General features: G+C 33.3%; 26 protein-coding genes. 25 read left to right on the top strand and 1 reads right to left on the bottom strand.

Annotated features, from left to right (window positions below; genetic code table 11):
- Positions 1–6: 6 nt before the first annotated feature.
- Positions 7–432: a DUF2892 domain-containing protein gene (locus N4T77_RS05665; RefSeq protein WP_261670786.1), complete on the bottom strand. Its 426-nt coding sequence runs from the start codon at positions 430–432 to the stop codon at positions 7–9.
- Between the two features lie 439 nt (positions 433–871).
- Here N4T77_RS05665 and mraZ point away from each other — a divergent pair, with 439 nt between their 5' ends.
- From mraZ to N4T77_RS05540, 25 genes are all read left to right on the top strand, one after another.
- Positions 872–1,300, top strand: a complete 429-nt coding sequence (gene mraZ / locus N4T77_RS05660; RefSeq protein WP_261670785.1) for a division/cell wall cluster transcriptional repressor MraZ — start codon at positions 872–874, stop codon at positions 1,298–1,300.
- Positions 1,301–1,384: 84 nt separating this feature from the next.
- On the top strand, positions 1,385–2,314 hold the full coding sequence (rsmH, locus tag N4T77_RS05655) for a 16S rRNA (cytosine(1402)-N(4))-methyltransferase RsmH (protein ID WP_261670784.1): 930 nt from the start codon (positions 1,385–1,387) through the stop codon (positions 2,312–2,314).
- Between the two features lie 18 nt (positions 2,315–2,332).
- Positions 2,333–2,830: a septum formation initiator family protein gene (locus tag N4T77_RS05650; RefSeq protein WP_261670783.1), complete on the top strand. Its 498-nt coding sequence runs from the start codon at positions 2,333–2,335 to the stop codon at positions 2,828–2,830.
- 230 nt (positions 2,831–3,060) lie between these two features.
- Positions 3,061–5,205 carry a stage V sporulation protein D gene (locus N4T77_RS05645; protein ID WP_396125094.1) on the top strand — a complete coding sequence of 715 codons (2,145 nt, stop codon included), beginning with the start codon at positions 3,061–3,063 and terminating at the stop codon, positions 5,203–5,205.
- Between the two features lie 128 nt (positions 5,206–5,333).
- Entirely contained in the window at positions 5,334–6,791 is a 1,458-nt protein-coding gene (locus N4T77_RS05640; protein WP_261670781.1) for a UDP-N-acetylmuramoyl-L-alanyl-D-glutamate--2,6-diaminopimelate ligase, read from the top strand.
- A 6-nt stretch (positions 6,792–6,797) separates the two neighbouring features.
- The gene (gene murF, locus N4T77_RS05635) at positions 6,798–8,192 is read left to right on the top strand and encodes a UDP-N-acetylmuramoyl-tripeptide--D-alanyl-D-alanine ligase (RefSeq protein WP_261670780.1); all 1,395 of its coding nucleotides are present in this window, start codon (positions 6,798–6,800) and stop codon (positions 8,190–8,192) included.
- A gap of 42 nt (positions 8,193–8,234) precedes the next feature.
- Complete coding sequence (gene mraY / locus N4T77_RS05630; protein WP_261670779.1) at positions 8,235–9,188, top strand: phospho-N-acetylmuramoyl-pentapeptide-transferase; 954 nt, start codon at positions 8,235–8,237, stop codon at positions 9,186–9,188.
- A gap of 54 nt (positions 9,189–9,242) precedes the next feature.
- On the top strand, positions 9,243–10,352 hold the full coding sequence (gene spoVE / locus N4T77_RS05625; protein WP_261670778.1) for a stage V sporulation protein E: 1,110 nt from the start codon (positions 9,243–9,245) through the stop codon (positions 10,350–10,352).
- Between the two features lie 249 nt (positions 10,353–10,601).
- Positions 10,602–11,369 (top strand): cell division protein FtsQ/DivIB, encoded by a 768-nt coding sequence (locus N4T77_RS05620; protein WP_261670777.1) that lies wholly within the window; start codon positions 10,602–10,604, stop codon positions 11,367–11,369.
- Positions 11,370–11,381: 12 nt separating this feature from the next.
- The gene (locus N4T77_RS05615) at positions 11,382–12,092 is read left to right on the top strand and encodes a DUF881 domain-containing protein (protein ID WP_261670776.1); all 711 of its coding nucleotides are present in this window, start codon (positions 11,382–11,384) and stop codon (positions 12,090–12,092) included.
- A gap of 26 nt (positions 12,093–12,118) precedes the next feature.
- Entirely contained in the window at positions 12,119–12,460 is a 342-nt protein-coding gene (locus tag N4T77_RS05610) for a small basic family protein (protein ID WP_261670775.1), read from the top strand.
- A 10-nt stretch (positions 12,461–12,470) separates the two neighbouring features.
- Complete coding sequence (locus tag N4T77_RS05605) at positions 12,471–13,187, top strand: DUF881 domain-containing protein (protein WP_261670774.1); 717 nt, start codon at positions 12,471–12,473, stop codon at positions 13,185–13,187.
- Between the two features lie 140 nt (positions 13,188–13,327).
- The gene (locus tag N4T77_RS05600; protein WP_261670773.1) at positions 13,328–13,993 is read left to right on the top strand and encodes a YggS family pyridoxal phosphate-dependent enzyme; all 666 of its coding nucleotides are present in this window, start codon (positions 13,328–13,330) and stop codon (positions 13,991–13,993) included.
- 12 nt (positions 13,994–14,005) lie between these two features.
- Entirely contained in the window at positions 14,006–14,467 is a 462-nt protein-coding gene (locus N4T77_RS05595) for a cell division protein SepF (RefSeq protein WP_261670772.1), read from the top strand.
- A gap of 15 nt (positions 14,468–14,482) precedes the next feature.
- Complete coding sequence (locus N4T77_RS05590) at positions 14,483–14,749, top strand: YggT family protein (RefSeq protein ID WP_261670771.1); 267 nt, start codon at positions 14,483–14,485, stop codon at positions 14,747–14,749.
- Positions 14,750–14,758: 9 nt separating this feature from the next.
- Positions 14,759–15,529, top strand: coding sequence for an RNA-binding protein (locus N4T77_RS05585; RefSeq protein WP_261670770.1), 771 nt, complete (start codon positions 14,759–14,761; stop codon positions 15,527–15,529).
- Between the two features lie 15 nt (positions 15,530–15,544).
- A complete protein-coding gene (locus N4T77_RS05580) occupies positions 15,545–16,204 on the top strand; it encodes a DivIVA domain-containing protein (RefSeq protein WP_261670769.1) in 660 nt (219 codons plus the stop codon).
- Between the two features lie 226 nt (positions 16,205–16,430).
- The gene (locus N4T77_RS05575; protein ID WP_261670768.1) at positions 16,431–17,123 is read left to right on the top strand and encodes a 5'-methylthioadenosine/adenosylhomocysteine nucleosidase; all 693 of its coding nucleotides are present in this window, start codon (positions 16,431–16,433) and stop codon (positions 17,121–17,123) included.
- A gap of 45 nt (positions 17,124–17,168) precedes the next feature.
- A complete protein-coding gene (gene aroF / locus N4T77_RS05570) occupies positions 17,169–17,969 on the top strand; it encodes a 3-deoxy-7-phosphoheptulonate synthase (protein ID WP_261670767.1) in 801 nt (266 codons plus the stop codon).
- A gap of 176 nt (positions 17,970–18,145) precedes the next feature.
- Positions 18,146–18,760: a TraR/DksA C4-type zinc finger protein gene (locus N4T77_RS05565; RefSeq protein ID WP_261670766.1), complete on the top strand. Its 615-nt coding sequence runs from the start codon at positions 18,146–18,148 to the stop codon at positions 18,758–18,760.
- 88 nt (positions 18,761–18,848) lie between these two features.
- Positions 18,849–19,304: a signal peptidase II gene (gene lspA / locus N4T77_RS05560; protein WP_261670765.1), complete on the top strand. Its 456-nt coding sequence runs from the start codon at positions 18,849–18,851 to the stop codon at positions 19,302–19,304.
- Positions 19,294–20,211, top strand: a complete 918-nt coding sequence (locus N4T77_RS05555; protein ID WP_261670764.1) for an RluA family pseudouridine synthase — start codon at positions 19,294–19,296, stop codon at positions 20,209–20,211. Before lspA ends, N4T77_RS05555 begins: the two co-directional genes overlap by 11 nt.
- A gap of 231 nt (positions 20,212–20,442) precedes the next feature.
- The gene (gene pyrR, locus N4T77_RS05550; RefSeq protein WP_261670763.1) at positions 20,443–20,979 is read left to right on the top strand and encodes a bifunctional pyr operon transcriptional regulator/uracil phosphoribosyltransferase PyrR; all 537 of its coding nucleotides are present in this window, start codon (positions 20,443–20,445) and stop codon (positions 20,977–20,979) included.
- A 75-nt stretch (positions 20,980–21,054) separates the two neighbouring features.
- On the top strand, positions 21,055–22,389 hold the full coding sequence (gene uraA, locus N4T77_RS05545; protein WP_261670762.1) for a uracil permease: 1,335 nt from the start codon (positions 21,055–21,057) through the stop codon (positions 22,387–22,389).
- A gap of 228 nt (positions 22,390–22,617) precedes the next feature.
- A complete protein-coding gene (locus tag N4T77_RS05540) occupies positions 22,618–23,757 on the top strand; it encodes a class I SAM-dependent RNA methyltransferase (RefSeq protein WP_261670761.1) in 1,140 nt (379 codons plus the stop codon).
- The last annotated feature ends 15 nt before the right edge of the window (positions 23,758–23,772 follow it).

The raw sequence follows: 23,772 nt of genomic DNA, 5'->3' as shown, positions 1-23,772 counted from the left end.
TGACAACTACTTATGTCTCCACTTATCAAAATCACCTCTTACATATTTAAGATAGTATTTTTCACCATGAATTTCACTAGAAGTTCTAACTCCTAATCTTCTTATAATTGGAAGGGGAGGACACCAACCCTGTAATGCATGTTGAAGTAAGAAACCTCCTACAGCAGCAGTAAGTACAGACCAGCGTTTTTTTTCAGTGATTAAAGCTAAAGCGGAACCTACAAGCATTAGAGCTCCTGCATTAGCTTCTAATACTCTTTCTGTGTCCCATTCTCTATTAAGACTGTTAATCCTAGCAGACACACCTTCTGGATTTTTTTCACCGTATAAATTCATATTATTTAAGGTTTTCTCTTTAATTATATTATTAACCCTTTTGCTCGTATGCATTTTTACTTTATGTGTTGTTGGTGGTAGTAAGTTATTAAGCATATTAGACTAATCCCCTCCTATTGTGAAAGCTACTATTAATTGTTCAAATTCACATTGATTTAAGATTCGCACAAGTATCATTTCCTAGTCATGGAATTATATGAGTTAAGTATTCCCTTTTAAAATAAAATTTACACCTATAAAACCTTGAATGAGCTATATTATCTACTGCGAAGTTCCTACCATATCATTAGTTAATTTAAAGTACTAGCTAAAATTTTAGAGTGAGTTTTACATTATGCGATAATCTTTAAAGAGCATGTCAGTAAAGTTAAAAAGTATAAAGTCGATATAAGTAGAAAAAACTTTTTTAATATACTTTAAAAAAATATTAAAAAAGTTTTTTAAAAGAGGAATTTTTATGTTAATATAGAATATGTAAGGTCAGTGGGAAAAAGTGGGGTAAAGTGGAGTGAAATAACAAAATTGGGGTGTAAATATGTTTATAGGGGAATATGAACATGCCTTGGATAGCAAAAATAGAATGATAGTTCCTTCTAAATTTAGAGAAGAACTAGGCACTAAATTCATCCTTACTAAAGGACTAGACGGTTGTTTGTATGCCTACCCCTTAAGCGAGTGGTCGATATTAGAGGAAAAGCTAAAGAGACTTCCACTAACTAACAAAAATGCCAGAGCCTTTGCTAGATTCTTTTTTTCCGGTGCAAATGAAATGGAATTGGACAAACAGAGCAGAGCTTTGATTCCCCAGAGTCTTTTAGAATATGGAAAGATAAAAAAGGAAATAGTAAGCATAGGTGTATCTAATAGGGTAGAGATATGGAGTAAGGAAAGTTGGGAAGAATATAATAATTCCAATATAGACTATGACGATATAGCAGAGCAGATGAGTGAGTTAGGAATATAATAGGAAAATGAAGAACTTAAACACAGATGAATATTACGTTAAAAATTTAATTAATAATGGAAAAAGGTTTGGAGGAAGCAAAAGATGGAGTTTAAACATGTATCAGTTCTATTAAATGAATGTATAGAAGCCTTAAATATAAAAGAAGATGGAATATATGTAGATTGTACCCTTGGTGGAGGAGGTCATTCCTATGAAATAGCTAAGAGGCTATCGGAAAAAGGAAGATTAATTGGAATAGACCAAGATACATCTGCACTAAGTGCTGCAAAGGAAAGGTTAAAGGAATTTAACAATGTTACCTATGTTCATAATAATTTTTATAATATAGATTCTATTTTAACAGAATTGGATATTGAAAAAGTAGATGGAATACTGATGGACTTAGGAGTATCTTCCTACCAACTGGATACTGCCGAAAGAGGTTTTAGCTACATGAAGGACGCACCGCTTGATATGAGAATGAATAGAGAAGATGACCTCACTGCTTATGATATAGTAAATGGTTATAGTGAGGAGCAACTCTTTAGAATAATCAAGGAATATGGAGAAGATAACTTTGCTAAGAGAATAGCTAAGTTTATAGTAGATAGAAGAGAAAAGGAAAGCATAAAAACTACATCTAAGTTAGTGGATATAATAAGAGCTGCCATCCCAGCAAAATTTCAAAAGGATGGCCATCCTGCCAAAAGAACTTTTCAAGCTATAAGAATAGAGGTTAACAAAGAGCTTGAAATATTAGATAAAGCTGTGGAAGATAGTATCAATCGTTTGGAAAATGGTGGAAGGATAGCGATCATAACTTTCCATTCATTAGAAGATAGAAAGATTAAAAGCAAATTTAGACAATTAGAGAATCCATGTACTTGTCCACCGGATTTTCCTATTTGTGCATGCGGCAAACAATCTATATTAAAAGTTATCAGTAGAAAACCTATCGAACCAAGTAAAGAAGAGATGGAGGTAAACTCCAGAAGCAAAAGTGCAAAGCTTAGGGTAGCTGAGAGAATTTAGTTCTAAAATTTGTGTGGGGTGAATAAAGTGATAGTGGTAAATGAAGATAACATTATACAGGGGAATACGGTTCTTAAGCCTAAATATAGTCCAACTAGAGGCAATGAGGTTGATAAAGAAAAAGCAGATAGGAAAAGAAGGCGCAAACAAGTAAATAGACGAGTAAAAAATAAGATGAAAATTATAAGAAATATCGCTTTAATATTTATAGTAGGACTAACACTTGTAGGAAGATACTGCATTATTTATGACATGCAAATGGAATTAAATTCTATAAAATCAAATATAAATACTATTAATAAGGAAAATGAGAACTTAAGAGTAGAGTTAGTTAAATTCAACAATATACAGCAAATAGAGGAAACAGCAGTAAGCAAGCTTCATATGGTAAAACCAGACAAAAGCATGGCTGTATATACCAATATAAGTAAAGAGATCGTACAATCATCAGAGAAGAAAAAGCAGGTTGAAGAGGAGAAAAGTATTTGGAGCAGGATTAAGAGAGTATTGTTTTAAAATAATACTAAAAACTAATATTAATCCTATAATCCATAAATTATTATAGCCTACATTGGCAGCAAAGAAGTTTTTAAAAAGAGAAACTAATCTTTGTTGCCAATTATACACATATAAAGATAAGATATATAATGAACTAGCTTTTATTAAATTATCTATAGCAATGTTTAACGGAGGGAAATAGGTTGGCAAAAAAAGAATATAGAGATAAAGTTATCATTAGAAAAAGAATGGTAGTTATTTTTAGTTTTCTTTTCCTGTTGTTTACATTATTAGTTGTCAGAATGATGTACATAATGGTGTATCAATCAAACAAGCTCAAATCTTTAGCAGTTGATCAATGGACAAGCGAAGTTAAGATTGCTGCAAAAAGAGGAAGAGTTCTTGATAGAAACGGTCATGAGTTGGCAGTAAGTGCAAATGTATACAGAGTAGATTTAGACATGAACACCTTAAGGGATACAATGAAGGAGAAGAGTTTAACTGAAGATCAGGTAGCAGGAAAACTATCAGAGGCTTTGGGAATGGAAAGGACAGAGGTTTCTAAGATACTGGGAAAGAAATTGCCAGGGGGACTACCTTTAGCATCTGCTACTTTAAAGAGAAGAATTGAAAAAGCAGAGGCAGATAATGTTAGAAACTTAAATTTAAGAGGGGTCTTAGTATCGGCGGATACCAAAAGATATTACCCTAACAATAACTTTTTAGCTCATGTACTTGGACATACTAATTCAGATGGAAATGGACTTACTGGGGTGGAACTATATTATAATAAGGAATTGTCTGGTACTCCAGGAGTTAGAATTGCAGAAACGGATAGAAAGAGTAAGGAGCTTCCTTATACTATATCGGAATATTCAAAGCCGGTAGATGGAAAGGATGTTATACTGACAATAGATGAGATGATACAGCATTTTGCAGAGAAAGCAGCAGATCAAGCCATGAAGGACAATAAAGCAAACGCTGTTAGCATTATAGTTATGGACCCCAAGACTGGAGAAATTCTTGCAATGGCAAACAAACCTGACTATAACCCAAATGATCCATGGGTTAAGGATAAGTCCTTTGATGAACTGCAAAAAATGTGGAGAAATAGAGCAGTTAGTGATACCTTTGAACCTGGATCCATATTCAAGGTAATAACAGCTTCAGCAGCTCTTGAAGAAAATGCAGTAAGTACAAGTGATAAGTATACCTGTACAGGAAGCTTTACAGTAGGTAAAAAAGTAATACATTGTTGGAAAACTTCAGGACATGGAGAACAGACTTTTGTAGAAATACTTAAGAATTCTTGTAATCCTGGATTTGCGGCAGTAGGAAAAAAGGTAGGTAAAGAAAACCTTTATAAATATGAGCAAAAGTTTGGTCTAGGACAAAAAACAGGAATAGATTTACCAGGAGAAGCTAATGGAATTATTAAAAAGCCGGAAAATATTAGTGAAATAGATTTAGCTACTATATCCTTTGGTCAAACTAATACAGTGTCCTCAATTCAATATCTTACAGCTTTTAATGCAATAGCTAATGGTGGAATGTTAGTGAAGCCACATGTGATGAGAGAGATAGCCCATTACGACGAAGAGAAAAATGTGGAAATAACAGATAAAAAATTTGAAGTCTCAGGAACTAACAGCAAGCAAATTTTAGATGCTAATAAGATGGCTGAGCTTAGAGGATATCTTGAAAAAGTTATTTCTGAGGGCGGTGGAAAGAAAGCCTTTATAGAAGGATACCATATAGCTGGAAAAACAGGAACAGCTCAAAAAGCTGGACCAGGAGGGTATCAACCAGGTAAGTATATAGCCTCTTTTGCGGGAATGGCACCAGCAAATGATCCAAGAGTAACAGTATTTGTATCTATAGATGAGCCAGATCCATCTAACTACTATGCGGGACAAATAGCAGCACCGGTAGCTCAGCAGATATTCAATGATATATTCAATTACCTAGCTATGAAGAGTGATGCAAGCAGTGAAGACATAGCTAAGAGTATGTTAAAGGATATAGTTGTACCAGATGTAAGGGGTATGAAAAAAGCTGAGGCAGAAAAAGCTCTACAGGATCTTCATCTAGATGGTGAGCCAGACTCAAATGGGGAGTATATTGTAGATATGAACCCAAAGCCAGGCTATACAGTTAAAGAAGGAACAAAAGTTATACTTTACACTGGAGCAACGCCAAACTATAATAAAGTAGTGTCAGTTCCAGATGTTAAGGGATTAAGTACCGAAAAAGCTGTGGCTGTATTTAATAGTGTTGGACTAAGGGCAGACTTTAATGAAGTTGGCATGGTGTCCGAACAAAGTATTGAACCGGGACAGGAAGTACAAAAGGGAACTCTTGTAAATCTTCATACAGAGCCGTTGGGAGATTAAATTAATATTAAGCATGCAGTACGTGTATAGAAGAGAATTATCTACATGACTGCATGCTAATGCTATGTTTAAGTTGGATACTTTATGTAAAGAATTGAAAGAGAATGTAATTATAAGGGGTTGTTATTATGAAACTAAAAGAGATTTTACAAGGTATAGATTATAAGGTAGTTAGAGGTTCTGAGGATTTAGAGATTGGAAAAATTCAGTATGATTCAAGAGCAGTTAAAGATGGAGATTTATTTGTCTGTATTGAGGGATATGCTACAGATGGGCATAAGTATATAGATAATGCTTATAAAAGTGGAGCTGCTGCAATAATCATAGGAAAAGATGTGGAAGACATACCAGATTGTACAGTTATAAGAGTTAAAGATAGCAGAAAGGCATTAGCTCTAGCAGGGGCTAATTTTTATGACCATCCTGCAGATAAATTAAAGATAATAGGCGTTACTGGCACCAATGGAAAAACTACTTCTACTTTTATGATGAAATCTATATTAGAAGCAGCAGGATATAAAGTAGGTATTGTAGGAACTATCGCTAATTATATTGGAAGCAAAAAGCTTCATACAGAGAGAACTACTCCAGAATCCTTGGAGCTTCAAAAGCTGTTTAAGGATATGGTAGATGACGGAGTTCAGTATTGTGTTATGGAAGTATCTTCTCATTCTTTATATTTAGATAGAGTCTATGGCGTGAAGTTTTCCCAGGCAATATTTACAAACCTTACCCAGGATCATTTAGATTTTCATAAGACTTTTGAAAATTACTACAATGCAAAGCTTATATTATTTAAAAATGCAGTTAACTCAGTTATAAATTTAGATGATGAGTACGGAGAAAGAGTTTATAATGATACAACAGAAAATAAAATTACTTATGCTATAGATAAAAATTCTGATGTCAAAGCAAGTGAGATACATATGCATTCTAGAGGTGTAGATTTTAATATAACATATGGTAGTGAAAAAGAGCATATAAATTTAAATATACCAGGTAAATATAATGTGATGAACGCTCTTGGAAGTGCAGGAGCTTGTTTAAAAGAGGGAATATCATTAAGCCTTGTAAAAAAAGGCTTGGAGGCTATGATTGCTGTTCCAGGAAGATGCGAAATAGTAACTAAGGATTATAATTTAGGCTACGAAGTTATAGTTGATTATGCACATACACCAGACGGTTTAGAGAATATATTGAAAACTGCTAGAGAGTTCACCAAAGGTAGACTTATCAGCGTATTTGGCTGTGGAGGAGATAGGGATAACAAGAAGAGACCTATTATGGGAAGAATAGGTTCAGAGTTAAGTGATTTAGCAGTTATTACATCAGATAACCCTAGAACAGAGGAGCCTATGGCTATAATAAAGGAAATAACTGAAGGAATAAAGAAGGATAACTATATTATTGTAGAAAATAGAAGAGAAGCTATTAAGAAGGCTATGGAAATGGCTGAAAAAGACGATGTTATAGTAGTAGCTGGAAAAGGACATGAGGACTATCAGATATTAAAAGATAAGACAATACATTTTGATGAAAGAGAAATTATTGGAGAAATTGTGGAAGCGTTAAAAGAAAGGAGTTGATTAAGGGTGGAACAGATGACTTTTGAAGAAATAGTTACTGCAGTGCAGGGGGAAATTGTTTTACAAGGAAACTATAGTGGATTTAACTCCATAAATACCGATACAAGAAAAATAGAAAAAGGAAATATATTCATTGCATTAAAGGGAGGCAATTTTAATGCTAACGAATATATAAAAGAAGCTAGTGAAAAGGGAGCAGTCATCTGCATAATTGATGAGATTAAGTACAAAAAGGAAGATATACAAAACTACACAACAATTATTAAAGTTAAGGATACGGGAAAGGCCCTTTTAGATTTGGCTGAATTCTATAGAAGTAAATTAACTTTAAAGGTAGTTGGAATCACTGGTTCTGCAGGAAAAACCTCCACTAAGGACTTAGTGGCAGCAACATTAAGCTCTAAGTATAAGGTTTTTAAAACAGAAGGTAATTTTAATAACCAAATAGGACTTCCGCTAATGATATTCAAATTAGATAATAGCTATGATATTGCAGTTCTAGAGATGGGAATGAATAGCTTAGGAGAAATAAGTTCTATGGCAAAGGCTGCAAGACCGGACATAGCCTTGATTACTAATGTAGGAACGGCCCACATAGGAATGCTTGGAAGCAGAGAGAACATACTAAAGGCTAAGCTTGAAATAACTGATTTTTTCGATAAGAATAATACTTTAATCATAAATAGAGACAATGATTTACTAGCAAAGGTTAAAGAAGACAAATTTAGAATAGTTAACACTGGTATAGATACTAACGCTGATTTTAAAGCAGAGAATGTAATACTTGGGGAAGACTATGTGGAATTTGCTGTGAAAGAATCTTCCGAAAGCAAAGAAGAAAAGCTCCATGTAGATGTTCCAGGAAGGCATACTATATCCAATACATTATTAGCAGTAGCTTGTGGCAGGCTGTTTAAAATGAGTTACGATGAAATAAGACAAGGGTTAAAAAACCTTCAGACTACTGCAAATAGAATGGAGATAACTAAGGGGACTAAATTTAATATAATAAATGACTGCTATAATGCTAATTCTGAGGCTATGAAAGTGGCCATAGATGTACTTAAGAATTTTAATTCTAATAGAAGGATAGCAATACTAGGCACTATGGGAGAACTAGGGGAAAGAGCCTATGACAGTCACAGGATAATAGGGGAATATGCAGCAAAAAATGGAGTTGACTTACTAATAACCCTTGGAGAGTTCAGCGATGCTTATGAAGAAGGAGTTAAGGCAATAGATAATGACACTAGAAGACATATTGCTTTTCAGGATTATGATAAAGTGGTGGAGTATCTTATAGATCAGTATTTAAAAACAGGAGATACAGTATTAGTAAAGGCTTCAAGAGCTGCAAAATTTGAAACAATTGTAGAAAAACTAAAGAAGAGTAACTCATAGAAGGAGGTGAAGACGCTCTAAATTTTAGAGCGACAATAGCAAATGGATAGATTAATTTACTCAGTACTAGTTGCATTTTTTATATCAATATTAGCAGGACCTATAATAATTCCTATACTACATAAGTTGAAATTTGGTCAAAGTATAAGGGAAGAAGGACCTAAAAGTCACCAAAAGAAGGCCGGTACCCCTACAATGGGAGGAATAATATTTATAGTTTCTTCTTTTATAACAATGGCCCTTTTAATAAGGAAGCCTGGGGACGAAGCTATGGTTGCACTGTATGCCTTTATAGCTTTTGGGATAATTGGAGCATTAGATGACGGATTGAAAATTATACGTAAGAAGAACCTAGGTCTTAGAGCATATCAGAAGATGATATTATTGCTAGTTGTATCAGGAAGTTTTGCTTATTATGCAGCATACAATCCTAATATAGGTACATCTATTATATTACCTTTTGGACATAAGACATGGAATCTAGGCAGCTTTTATATTCCTTTTATTATAATTTATTTTGCAGCTACAACTAATGCAGTTAACTTAACAGATGGCCTTGATGGACTAGCGACTTCCGTTACCTTATTAGTTATGACTTTCTTTGCACTGGTGAGTTTAGCTACAGGACATTATACTCTATCAATCTTTTGTGGAGTTGTAGCAGGAGCTCTTTTAGGATTCTTAAGATATAATGCTTTTCCAGCAAGAATATTTATGGGAGACACAGGTTCATTGGCCTTAGGCGGAGCAGTTGCAGCTGTAGCTATGATACTAAAATTACCATTATTGGTTATAATAGTAGGTGGAATTTATGTAGCGGAAACATTATCTGTGATACTTCAGGTAATATCCTTTAAAACTACAGGAAAGAGGATATTTAAGATGAGTCCGTTACATCATCATTTTGAGCTATCAGGCTGGCATGAAACAAAGGTTGTATCTATATTTTGTATTGTTACAGTAGTATTATGTTTAGTTGCCTTTTTATCACTGTAGTATTTAGTTGGAGTTGTTAGTTTGATAGGAGTAATCAGGTAGGAGGATATAGTAATGAATAAACCTGGTAATAAAATTGGGCCTATAGATTTTTTGCTGTTTTCAACTATAATGCTTTTAGTAGCCATCGGAGTAGTTATGGTTTATAGTGCCAGTTCCTATAGTGCATTCTTTAATCCGGATATAAAGGATAGTATGTACTTCTTAAAGAAACAGGGACTTTGGGCACTTATAGGAACAATTTTTATGTTTTTCGCAATAAAAGTTGATTACCACAAGATAAAAAAGTATACAAAGATACTTATGATAATTGCTATAATACTTTTATTAGCAGTATTTGCATTTCCAGCAGTAAATGGTGCGAGAAGATGGATAAGGCTAGGGCCTGCTTCATTTCAGCCTTCAGACATGGCTAAGTATATGGTAGTATTATATATGGCAAAAAGTATAGATGTGAAGGGCGAAAAAATTAAGAGTTTAATTTATGGAGTCATACCATATTTATTAGTTTCTGGTTTTTATGCAGGGCTGGTACTAGCAGAGAAAAACTTAAGTATTGCCACTGTAATAATGATGGTTACTCTAATTGTTCTTTTTGTAGCTGGTGCGAAGATATCTCATATGGCTGGACTAATTGGATTAGTAGGTTTGGCAGGAGTAGCAGGTATAATATTAGAACCATATAGAATGGCTAGATTTACCAGTTTCTTAAATCCTTGGGCAGACCCAAAGGGAGACGGATATCAGTTAATTCAATCCTTATTAGCCTTAGGCTCTGGTGGAATATGGGGTATGGGTTTAGGAAAGTCACGACAAAAGTGTTACTACATACCAGAACCTCATAATGATTTTATCTTTTCAATAATTGGAGAAGAATTAGGTCTTATAGGGTGTACTTTAATCATCTTATTATTTGTTATATTTATATGGAGAGGAATTGTTACCGCTATAAGGGCCAAAGATACTTACGGAACTCTATTAGCTACAGGTATTACATCTGTTGTTGCAATACAGGCAATAATTAATATTGCAGTTGTAACAGGTTCAATGCCGGTAACAGGGGTACCGCTGCCATTTATAAGCTATGGAGGGTCATCCTTGGTATTTAATCTGATGGCCATGGGCGTGCTCCTGAATATATCAAGGCAAAGGGAGCACACCTAATATTAAAAACTATTAGTTGAGAGTTGAGATTTGAAAGTTTATGAAGATTTTCTTCTTGTATTTTAGAGGAACTAAAATCATACTTTAGATCTTAACTCTCAATTTTTATTTCAGTCAATAGGTTTAGATAACTAAATTTGATGTAGAAAGAATTTATGAAAATTTAATCTATAATTTAATGAAATTAATTACGTGAAGTGTTATTATATATATATCTTATAGAGTTTTACTAAGGCGGGTTGGTGAAATATGGGTCAAGTTATAAAAAAAACAGACAACGAGCTAATTTTACAAAGAAGAAAAAAAATAAGAATCAAAAGAGCAATTTTACTGTTCATGCTTATGACATCACTATTTGTTACTCTTTGCCTAAAGCTACCTTATTTTAATATAAAGACAATCAAGGTAAGTGGCAATAAAAATATTCCTCAAAAGGAAATTATTTCACTTTCAAAGGTTACTTTAGATAACAATATATTTTATATTAATTTAAAATATATTGAAAGCAATATTCTAAGTAATCCGTATATAGCTAGTATTAAAATAGAGAGGAAGCTGCCTTCTACCATACAGATTATTGTTAAGGAAAGAGAAGCGGTATTTTACAACAATAAGAATAATAAATACTTTGTAATAGATAAAGATGGTGTATTGCTTCAGCAGAGAGCAGATGTCAAGGAAATGAAGCTTATTAAGCTAGATGGAATAGATTATGAAAAGACGGATATTGGTAAGGTGTCAGAGGATAAGGATAAGAGAAAGATTGATGTAATAAGAAATATGGGAAATGTGATACAGAATAATAAAATTACAAGTATAACATCGGTAGATGTAAGCAATTCTGTTGACATTAAGTTATACAGTGGAAATATTCTAATCAAAATTGGAAGTCCAGACAATATTGACAAGAAACTAAATAAGGCTGTAAATATATTAGCAAGGAAAGAACTACAAGGAGCTAAGGGATACATCGATGTAAGTTTTGATGGTAATCCTGTGTTTTTTATCGAAAAATAGGAGGATGTAAAAATGGGGAAAATTAAAGCGCAGGTTAGTGTTGCAATAGTATGTGCTATATTGGGATTTATGTTGGCTTATCAGTTCAAAGTACTTATGAAGCAGGATAAAACCTTGAACTTTACTAATAAGAGCAGTACAGATGTTACTGTAGAAATAGAGCAGTATAAGAAACAAAAGAGCGAATTAGAAAAAAAGGTTCAAGAACTTCAAGACCAAATTAAAAGTTATGAGAAGGCGGCAGCAGGGAAAAGTGATGCTACAAAGAATTTGCTTAAAGAGCTAGATGATACTAGATTGTTAACGGGAATTACTGATGTAAAAGGACAAGGCATTACTATATATCTCACTCCTGATAGTAAAATATTTGGTACAACAGGAGAACAAATTACAGATAAACATTTGGTATATTTGGTCAATGAACTAAGGTTTGCAGGGGCTGAGGCTATAGCTATAAATGATATAAGAGTAGTTTCTAAAACAGGGATAAGGAATGCAGGGAGTTATATATTAATAAATGACGAAAAGATATCTCCTTCAAGGAGAATAGTAATACAGGCTATAGGTGATAAAAATCTATTGTATAGTGCCATGAGCTTTCCGGAAGTTTTTACTGATTTTAAAGGGTTATGTGATGTAAAGTTTGATAAAGTTGATGATATTGTTATAAAAAAATATAACAAGGCTTATAAATTTGAGTATGCTAAACCGATAAAAGAATAATTTATAATTAAGGAGTGTTAGGTCAAATGATAGGTTTTTTTGGACTCATAATAGGTATTATAATAGGAATCGTTTGGAATATAAATATCCCAGATAAGTTTTCTCCCTATATGTCTGTAGCTATATTGGCTTGTTTAGACTCAGTATTCGGAGCTATCAAAGGAAGCCTTAGCAATAAGTTTCAGCCAGACATATTTATATCAGGTTTTTTCGGAAATGCTGTTCTTGCAGCAGGTCTTGCCTATTTAGGAGATAAATTAGGAGTTCCTATTTATTTAGCAGCAGTAATAGTATTTGGTGGCAGAATATTTGATAACTTTGCAACTATAAGAAGAATATTAATAGAAAAAGCAAGATCTCGTCAATGAGGTGAATTAAATGAAAAATAATGAGGCTAATATTTTCGTATTCATAGCTTCTATAATAATAGGAATACTAATATCTATGAATATCAGTTTTAAAAAAGAAAATGGAACAGTTTTTCTAAGTGCAAAGCAGTATCAAGATGCGTACAATTACAAAAATAAGCTGTATAGTGATATAGCTACCCTTATGGAGCAATATGATAAATACAACCTAAAGGTAGAGAACTTTAGAAATAACGAATTAAACGATGAACATGTTACTGAAGAAATTGAAGAAGAGTTAAATGCAAATAATATTATACTTGGAAAAGTCCCGGTAAGTGGGCAAGGAATTATAATTAATCTTAATGATGCTAGTATTGAAGATATAGAGAACTCTTTTGACTATCAATTAAGGCTTGTTCATAATACTGATATCATACAAGTAATAAATGATTTGATAAATGCCGGTGCAGAAGCAATTTCTATAAATGGTCAGAGGATAGTTGATACAACGGAAATATATTGCAGTGGCCCTTTCATAAGGGTAAATGGTGTAAAAATAGCTGCCGTTTTTAATATTCAAGCCATTGGAAATAAGGAGGTATTGTATAATTATATGATGTCAAATGAAAACTACTTAAAAACCTTAATGATTAGAAAGGTTAGAGTAGATGTGGAAAAAGCTGACAGTATAAAAATACCTGCTTATGTAGGAGAATATAAAAAAGAATTCATAAAAGTGAATTAGTAACTGTTTTTACATTTTACTCCATTATAATCGGTGGTTATATTTAAATAAATTAAAAAAATAATTAATTTTTGAAGGAATTTTTATTTTTATGAAGAATAGTAATATTAGTGAATGGTAAATTGAAGGAGACGATAATCTTGTCAATTGAAGAGAATATAAGAAAAATAAAAAACAGTATTCCAGAAGAGGTTACTTTAATAGCAGTTTCAAAAACAAAGCCAGTAGAGGATTTGACGGCAGCTTATAACCAGGGGATTCGAGACTTTGGAGAAAACAAGGTTCAGGAGTTTCTTGATAAATATGATAAGCTTCCTAAAGATATAAAATGGCATTTAATTGGTCATCTTCAAAGGAATAAGGTTAAATATATAGTTGGTAAGGTACATCTTATACACTCACTAGATAGCATAAGGCTTCTTGAAGAATTAGAGAAGCATTATAAAGCTGGGGAAATGATGGCACAGGCTTTGATTCAGATAAATATAGGTAAAGAAGAAAGTAAAACCGGTATTTATCAAGAAGATATTGAGGAATTTCTAGAGGCTTGTGAGCGGTGTAATAATGTGAAGATAAAAGGACTTATGACTATAATTCCACAGGGTGATGAAGAAAGTTGCAGGAATTACTTTAAAGAGACAAAAGCCATATTTGAACAGTTAAAGTTGAGGAAATTTAACAACATTCATATGGATATATTGTCTATGGGTATGACTGGAGATTATGAAATTGCAATACAGGAAGGCTCTAATATGGTTAGAGTAGGAGAAGGTATATTTGGAAAAAGAAATTATAATAATAAATAGGAGGTAGATTCAATGGCTGGTAAAGTTATGAATAGAATGATGGGGTTTCTTGGATTAGAAGATGATTTAGAAGAATTAGAAGAAAGTGAAGAGAGAGAAGATAAGAAAGCAGTTAATGATTCTGTAGAAATGGAGCCTGTTATATCAAACACAAAGAGACAAAATAAGATTGTAAGTATACATAATAATATTTCAGCGAAAATAAAAATAGTTAAACCTACTACATATGATGACGCAGTAGATATTTGTGATGAATTAAAAAATAGAAAAATTGTAGTTATTAATACTACTGGTTTAGACCCAAGAACTGCTCAGAAACTTCTAGACTTTATGGGCGGCGCAAGCTATGCTCTAGGCGGTGATTTAGAAGAGGTGGAGAAAAACGTGTACATATTGTCACCAGCTTCAGTAGAGGTAAGCAACGACTTAAAGAATGAGTTGTCAGGTAAAGGGATTTTTAGCTGGAATAAGTAACAACGGAGGGTAGTAATGATAGGTAATACTTTAGCAGTTGCAGTATCTTTGTTATTTAGGTTTCTTGAAGGAGCTATATTATTAGAAGTTATTTTATCTTGGATTATGCCAGGGAGAAGTAATAAACTTACAGATATCTTGAGTATATTTACAGGTCCTTTTATGATACCTGGAAGAAAAATTCAAGAAAAGCTTATGCCTGGTTTTATGATTGATTTTTCGCCTATAATTGCTTTATTCATACTAGATATTTTGCAGAGAATTATTTACAGCATTCTATAGTAGGAAGTTATGGATAAAAAGACTTTTTTAAATAGTATGGGTTTAGTAGAGGCAAGTATTTCTTCTAAACTATATGAAAAAATAATGCTGGCGGAAAAAATTAACGGAACTATATACACAGGAGAATTTTATACACCAAATGTATGGAAAACCATAGAGAAAGTTGAAACGGGCTTTTCTATAGGGGTTTATACCTATGGTATCTTTGAGGATGCTGAAAGAAAAATGATAGCATTTTCCAATGAGGAGCCTTGGCATTATCCCGTTAGCCTAATTAAAATTACTTGTAACTCTAAGTTTAATAAGGTGGAACATAAGGATTATTTAGGGGCTTTAATGGCACTTGGGATTAAGAGAGAAAAATTTGGGGATTTGATTTTGAAGGATGACCAATGCTATGTGGCTGCTAACGAAGAAATAAGTGATTATATAAAGATCAATTTAACCAGCGTAGGTAGGTGTGCTTGTACTGTAGAGGTTGCAGATACAAGTATCACAGAGGTTCCTGCATATGATTTTCAAACTATGGTAGTAAATGTTGCTTCTCTTAGAATTGACGGTGTTGTTGCATCTTTGTGCAACATAGCAAGGGGGAAGGCAGAAGAATTAATTAAACAGGGCAAAGTACTTGTAGATTATTCTGAAGTTTCAAGAAAAGACAAATTGTTAAAGAATGACTGCATTATAACCATAAGAGGATACGGAAAGTTCAAAGTTATAGAAGAAGCTGGATGGACAGGAAGTGGAAGAATAAAAATTCTTGTAAAAAAATTTATTTGATTTGAGGTGTTCTTAGTGAGAATTACGGCTATGGAAATAACAAATAAGGAATTTAAAAAGGTTATTAGAGGTTACAGCCCTGAGGAAGTTGATGAATTTTTAGATAGAATAGCTGAAAGTTACGAGGCTCTTTATAAAGAGAATTCCTCTGTAAAGGAAAAGCTTTTAAATATTGAAGAAAAAATAAACCACTATAATAAGATGGAAAATACTATACAAAACACACTTCTGCTAGCACAGAATGCTTCTGATCAGGCAAGAGAAAATGCTAAAAAGGAAAGTGAGTTAATTATTAAAAATGCCAATGAAACAGCTCAAAAAATAATTGATAAGGCTCATGGAGATGTTATTCAAATTAATGATGAATTTGAAAGAATGAAGCAGGAGTTCTGTAAATTTAGAACTAAGTTTAGAAGCTTTATGGAGTCTCAACTAGAAATGTTTGATGATATGGAGAAAGACTTTGTTAAGCATTATAATATAGGCTTTGAAGTCAATGAAATTATTAACAAAGACACAAGACTTAAAGGGAAAGAGATTGAAGTAATTACCTCAGATGCTCCTGACACTGTAAGTTTACAGGAGGAAAAGAAGGGTGAATACGATATAAAGGAAGAAATTTTCACCAATAGCAACGAATTGGAAGAAATTAAGAATTTTTTTGTAAATGACTAAAAAATCCCACTCAATAGAGTGAGATTTTTTATTTGAATTAAAACCAGTCTATGATAAAGTTGACAATTATTCAGCATTTATGTATGCTATTAATCATGATAAAAAAATAGTGATAAACCGAGATTTGTGTTATTAGAAAGTTTTACTCAATGAAGAGCGAAAGTAGAAGTTTCTAAGGAAAAAATTTTAAATACACTGAAAAAGTATTGCTAGGGGGTAATATAAAATGATAACTGGAATTATAGGAGCTATGGATGAAGAATTAGAAATATTATTAAAGGAAATGAGCCTTGAAAGAACAGAAGTAAAGGCCAATATGAACTTTAATTTTGGAAAGTTATATGATAAAGAATTGGTAGTAGTAAGAAGTGGAATAGGAAAAGTAAATTCTTCTATTTGTACTCAAATCTTAATTGATGATTTTAAAGTAGATAAGGTAATTAATGTAGGGATTGCTGGAGGAATAGGCAAAGAGGTTTATCCTGGAGACGTGGTTATAGCTAACAATCTTGTGCAACATGATGTGGATACATCTGCCTTTGGTGATAAAATTGGTCAAATTCCAAGATTAGATACCTACGATTTTAAGTGTGATAAAGAGCTAGTAGATAAGGCTAAAGCAGCTTGTGACAATATTAAAGAGCATAAAAGCTTTATAGGGAGAATAGTAACAGGGGATCAATTTATTTCAAATACTGAGAAAATAAAGTGGTTAAGTGAAGAGTTTGAGGCACTTGCCTGTGAAATGGAAGGCGGAAGTATTGCACAAGTATGTTACCTAAATAAGATACCTTTTGTTGTTATAAGATCTATTTCAGATAATGCAAACAATGGCGCACATATGGATTATGAAAAGTTCGCACCGATAGCAATAAAAAATTCTACTGAAATACTTAAAAACATGCTTATGAGTATATAATAACTAGTAATATTCTAAAAGTTAATTTATATAGGTGGGTATTAAATGAAAAATTTATTGGTAGACAAAAATAGTGGGGATAATATACAAGTAAAGGTTAGAGATGTTATCATTGGAGCCCAAGAAAAGACTATAATATCTGGACCATGTTCTGTGGAAAGCTTGGATACTATGATGAAGATAGGAAGGGAGCTTAAAGCATTAGGAGTTCATATATTAAGAGGAGGAGCCTTTAAACCTAGAACCTCACCCTATGATTTTCAAGGACTTAGAGATGATGGATTAAGAATTTTAAGTACTGTTGGAAAGGAAATGAATTTACCAATAGTTACAGAGGTTATGGATGCTAGGGATATAGAGGATGTTCTTAAATATGCAGATATGCTTCAGATAGGTTCAAGAAATATGTATAATTATACCTTGTTAAAAGAAGTAGGAAAAACAAAGGCACCGATACTTCTAAAAAGAGGTCTTAGTGCAACTATAAGTGAGTGGCTATATGCGGCAGAGTATATTATGGCAGCGGGAAATGAGAACGTAGTACTTTGCGAAAGAGGAATAAGAACCTTTGAAAGCTATACAAGAAATACTTTAGATTTAAATAGTGTTGCAGTAGCAAAACAAAAATACAGGATACCTGTTATAGTAGATCCAAGTCATGGAACTGGACTTAGAGAGCTTGTTTCTACAATGAGTGTTGCTTCAATTGCAGCTGGTGCTGATGGACTTATGATAGAAAGTCATATAAGTCCTGACAATTCAGTATCAGATGCAAGGCAAACGGTGTCTATGGAAACCTTAGGAAGAATAATGGATACTGTAAGAAAGTTAGAAACTGTACTATAAGTAACTGAGAATGCGATTCCATAATTACAGAATAAATATAAAAATTCTAGTTAAAATAAGTATAACCATGAAGTAAAAAGTAAAACTATAATGGAGAACTATAGTTTAAATTATCTTTAAAATCTTTTAAACATCCAATGATTTGTTAAAAGGTTGCGAAAGGAGCTTCTGTAGTTATGGATAAGGAAAGAATGGAATATTTTAGAGGAGTGCTTAAAAAAGAGAAAGATAGGGTCTATGAATTATTAGATCAAATGGAAGAAAATGAAACTATAAACTCTAATTCTGCCATGTCTAGAGAGTTATCAGCCTACGATAATCATCCATCAGATACTGCGACTGAAATGTTTGATAAGGAGAGAGGTTTGGCCTTCAAAGAAAATGAAATATCTATAATAAAGAAGATAGATGATGCTTTGGCTAGCATTGACAAAGGTAATTATGGAAGATGTAAAATGTGCGGTAAGGATATTAATGAGGAAAGATTGGAATTTATACCCTATGCTCAGTTTTGTGTAGGGTGTCAAAATGAAACCAATGATTCAAGACCTTTGGAGAAGCATAATAGACCTATAGAAGAATATGTTATTGATTACCCTTTTGGGTATGGGTTTAATGACTATGACAAGGATGAGAAGGTCATTTTTGATGCAGAAGATAGTTATCAAGCTGTTTGGAGATTTGAAAGATTAGAAAATCAGTTAGAATGGTATACAGATACCGACGATGCTTTTGTTGACCCTATAGAAAGAATAAGTAACCAGCAGTATAAGAGTCAATTACCAGACTAAAAAGAAATGGGGAGTTGGGAGTTAGGAATATCAGTTAATTCTTTGCACTCCTAATTCCCCGTTCCAAATTAAAACTGGGGGGATGGAATTGGAAATATTAATAATAATCCTGGGCGTAATCTTGGATAGATTTACAAAAATATGGGCACTTAATAATCTATCTAGGATTTCAGAGATAGTAGTAATAAGAGATTTTTTTAGCTTTTCTTATTTAGAGAATAGAGGGGCGGCTTTTGGAATTTTACAAAATAAAGTTAGCTTTTTATCCCTAGTTACTTTGATTATAATGCTAGCTATTATTTATTATTTATTTAGGTACAAACCTCTATCTAGATTGATGAGAATAAGTTTATCACTTATAGTAAGTGGTGCTATAGGAAACCTAGTGGATAGATTAGTCTATAGATATGTAGTTGATTTTATTATGCTTCATTACAAGGATGTATATTATTTTCCTACCTTTAATATAGCTGATATTTTAGTAGTAACTGGTACAGCACTACTTGCAATTTATTTAATAAAGGAAGAGAATGATGGAAAGTAAGCAGTTTATAGTAGACGATAGTTATAAGAATGTAAGATTGGATGTGTTTTTATCTAAGTTCTTTGAGGATAAATCTAGATCCTATCTTCAAAACTTAATTGAAGAAGGTAGTGTAAGAATAAATGGTAGTTCAAAGAAGAGCAACTATAAACTAAGGACAGGTGATATGGTAGATGTTAATATACCAGAACCGATTGGCCTTAACGTAGAACCGGAAGATATACCCTTAGACATAGTTTATGAAGATAGTGATGTAATTGTGGTGAATAAGCCTCAGGGGATGGTTGTTCACCCTGCTCCTGGAGTGTATAGTGGTACATTGGTAAATGCTCTTTTATATCATTGCAAAGACTTGTCGGGAATAAATGGTGTGGCTAGGCCAGGAATAGTTCATAGAATAGACAAGGATACTTCAGGAATACTGGTAGTAGCTAAAAACGACAATTCTCATAATAAACTTGCAGAGCAGTTAAAGGATCATTCTATGACAAGAACGTATGTAGCTTTAGTAGAAGGTATAATAAAGAAGGAGGAGGGCACTGTAGATGCTCCCTTAGGAAGACATCCTGTAGATAGGATAAAAATTGCCGTAGTAAAGGACGGCAGGAGAGCTGTTACCCACTATAGGGTATTAGAAACACTAAAAAATAATACACTTATAGAATGTAGGTTAGAGACTGGAAGAACTCACCAAATAAGAGTTCATATGGCCTATATTAGTCATCCTTTAGTAGGTGATCCGGTATATGGACATAAAAAGCAGAGATTTAATCTTGAAGGACAAATGCTCCATGCTAAAAAGCTAGGCTTTATACACCCAACTACGGGAAAATACATAGAGTTCCACTGTGATATACCAGAACATTTTAAAAGAGTATTAGATATATTGAGAAAAGAATTGAAATAGCTAAAAGTCTGTGATACAATTATAGAAATATTGTTGTGTTAAAATATGAATTAGTTTTTAATGGAAAAATCCTTTAAATGATCCAGTGAGGTCATAAGGCGGTTGATTAAGGCTAAATAGGCTTATTACGCCCATGCTCACTGAGCATGGGTTTAATTTTGCAATAAAGGTAAATTTTATAGCAAAATATAGGCTTTAAAAATAATTTACAGGAAAAGGGAGGAAGTATATATGCAGAATCTTAAAGCCACTATACTAGATGAAAAAGGCATTCAAAGAACCCTCACTAGAATTTCTCACGAAATAATTGAGAAAAACAAGGGTATTGAGGATGTAATACTAGTAGGAATAAAGAGAAGAGGGTATCCTCTAGCTCAGAGAATTGCTAAAATAATAGAGCAAATTGAGGGTACTAAGGTTCCAGTAGAAAGTGTAGATATAACTCTTTACAGAGATGACTTGAGCAAGTTAGGAGAGCATCCTATAGTTAAGGATGGAAACCTAATTAATGTAAAAGACAAGAAGGTTATATTAGTGGATGATGTGATTTATACTGGAAGAACAGTTAGAGCAGCAATTGATGCAGTTATACATTCAGGACGACCTAAAATGATACAATTAGCAGTTTTAGTTGATAGAGGACATAGAGAGCTTCCTATAAGATCAGACTATGTAGGGAAAAACATTCCTACATCAAAAGGGGAGATTGTATCAGTAGAAATTAAGGAATTTGATGATTGTGATTCAGTAAAAATCTATGAATTATAGTTTTAAGGCTGCTATAAGTATTAAATAGCAAACTTTTAAAATAGTCCTGAGAGACTATAAAAGGAGGAAGAAAAAGTGAAAAATTTTGTAAACGTCGAAGAAAGATTACCTATAGGAGTTACTATTCCCTTGAGCTTACAGCATCTCTTTGCCATGGTGGGGGCAACTATCCTTGTGCCTATCATTACTGGTATGAGTCCGTCTATTGCACTTTTCTGCAGTGGTGTAGGAACTCTGCTCTATATATTGTGTACTAAGGCCAAGCTTCCAGCATTTATAGGATCATCCTTTGCATTTATAGGACCAATGCTAGTAGCTTCTAAAAATTATGGTTCAGGAGCTATGTTTTCAGGAGTCATCGCTGCCGGTATGGTATATATATTAGTGGCTATTATTATTAAGTTTTGTGGTATTAGTTGGCTAAGAAAGGCATTACCACCGGTAGTAGTCGGTTCCATTGTTATAGTTATTGGACTAGGACTAGCAGCTGTTGCAGTAAATTGGTCAGGCCTAAATTCCTCATATACAACAACGGCAATGGATAGTGTACCAAGGTGGGCTTGGATAACAGTATCTATGGTTACCCTAGGTGTAGGTATACTAGGAACTATGTATTTTAAGGGTTTTTTAGGAGTAATACCAATATTAATATCAATGCTAACTGGATATATGACTGCGCTAGTTCTTGGAGTTATACCTGAAAGCGCTATACATTCTATTATAAATGCAGAGTTACTAAGACTTCCAGCCTTTACAGCGCCTGAGTTTAATCTAAACGCTGTAATGCTTATGGCACCAATATCCTTTGTAACGTTAGCAGAACATATTGGACATGTTTATGTTACAAATAATATAGTAGGAAGAGACTTTACTAAAGAACCAGGACTTCACAGATCTATATTAGGAGATGGTGTAGCTACTATATTTGCAGGACTGGTTGGAGGACCTCCCAATACAACTTATGGAGAAAACATAGGAGTTATGGCAATAACCAGGGTATATAGTGTATGGGTAATAGGTGGAGCAGGAATTATAGCAATTTTACTTTCCTTCATAGGTCCTATAGCAGCTATAATTGAAAATATGCCAATGCCTGTCATGGGTGGGGTTAGTATACTGCTTTTCGGCATAATAGCTTCATCTGGATTTAGAATATTTGTAGAGGATAAAATTGATTTTGGAAAGAAAAAAAGTCTGATATTAGCCTCAGTAATAATAGTAGTGGGAATTGGCGGTGCTGCAATAAAGTTCACTGTTAATGGTTCAGAAGTAGAAATTGCTGGAGTTGCACTAGCTACTATAGTTGGAATTGTACTGAATTTAATTCTTCCAGAGAAGAGTACTACAGAAGATCAGTTTGCTGGTGAAGAAGATACATCTATTAGCGATTCAGAAGAAAAAGTAGCATAATTTTGCTAAAAAGTCTCTAAAACTTCATTTGGGAGTTTTAGGGACTTTTATATTTATCACTAATTTTAGTTAGATAAGGTTTTAGCTCTAGCAAAAAAATGAGAATTTTATATTTGAAAAAAACAAAGTTATGGGTATAATAAGTTTAGTATATATTAAAATGGAAAAAACATGAGAGTAAAGGTATATAAAGCAACTCTTAATTAAATGAAAAAGGGAGATAAATAAATGGAATACACACTAATTGCAACAGCAACTTTTGGATTAGAATCTATAGTAGCAAGTGAGTTGAAAGAACTTGGTTATGATGATTTGAAAATAGAAAATGGGAAGGTAACCTTTCAAGGAGATGAAAGGGACATAGTAACCTGTAATATGTGGCTTAGAACTGCAGATAGAATACTAATAAAAATGGCGGAATTTAAAGCTGTAACCTTTGAAGAATTATTTCAGGGAACTTTAGCTGTAGATTGGGGAAGTATAATGCCAGTAGATGCTTTTATGCATGTAGAAGGTAAATCAGTAAAGTCTACTTTATTCAGTGTGCCAGATTGCCAATCTATAGTTAAAAAGGCCATTATAGAAGGAATGAAAAGAAGATATAAAAGAGATTGGTTTAGCGAAGAGGGACCTAGATATAGGGTAGAAGTAGCACTGTTAAAGGATATAGTAACTTTAACTTTAGATACTTCTGGCACAGGACTTCACAAAAGAGGATATAGAGAGAATGCCGGCGGAGCACCTATAAAGGAAACCTTAGCCGCTGCATTAGTGCTTTTAAGCAAGTGGGAGCCATCCAGGTTACTTGCAGACCCTATGTGCGGTTCAGGAACTATACCTATTGAGGCTGCTCTCATAGGCAAAAATATTGCACCGGGGTTAAATAGAAGCTTTATATCAGAACAATGGGACATTATTCCCAAAAGTATATGGGAGGAAAGTAGAAGATTTGCTAAGAATGCTGTAAACAATAAGGAATTTAAAATAATGGCATCAGATATGGATGGAAGAGTTATAAGAACCGCTATGGAAAATGCTAAAAAAGCAGGTGTAGATGAATATATAAGCTTTCAAAAGATGCCTATGCAAGACTTTAGCTCTAAAAAAAGATATGGTTTTATAATAACTAATCCTCCTTACGGTGAGAGACTTGGAGAGGTTAAGCAGGTAGAAGCTTTGTATAAGGATATGGGAGAAGTTTTTGGTAGATTAAAGGATTGGTCTTACTTTGTAATTACCGCCCATCCAGAATTTCAGAAACATTTTGGAAAGGATGCTGATAAAAATAGAAAGCTTTATAATGGAAGGTTAAAGTGCTACTATTATCAATATCTAGGACCAAAGCCGGAGAAAAAGTTTTATGAATAATATAGTTTATATAAA

Origin of the sequence: Clostridium sp. CX1 (genome assembly GCF_025398335.1) — a bacterium.
Taxonomy (GTDB): Bacteria; Bacillota; Clostridia; order Clostridiales; family Clostridiaceae; genus Clostridium_AM; species Clostridium_AM tanneri.
The sequence above is the reverse complement of the archived record's forward strand: the minus strand, read 5'-3'. Positions and strand labels throughout refer to the sequence as shown.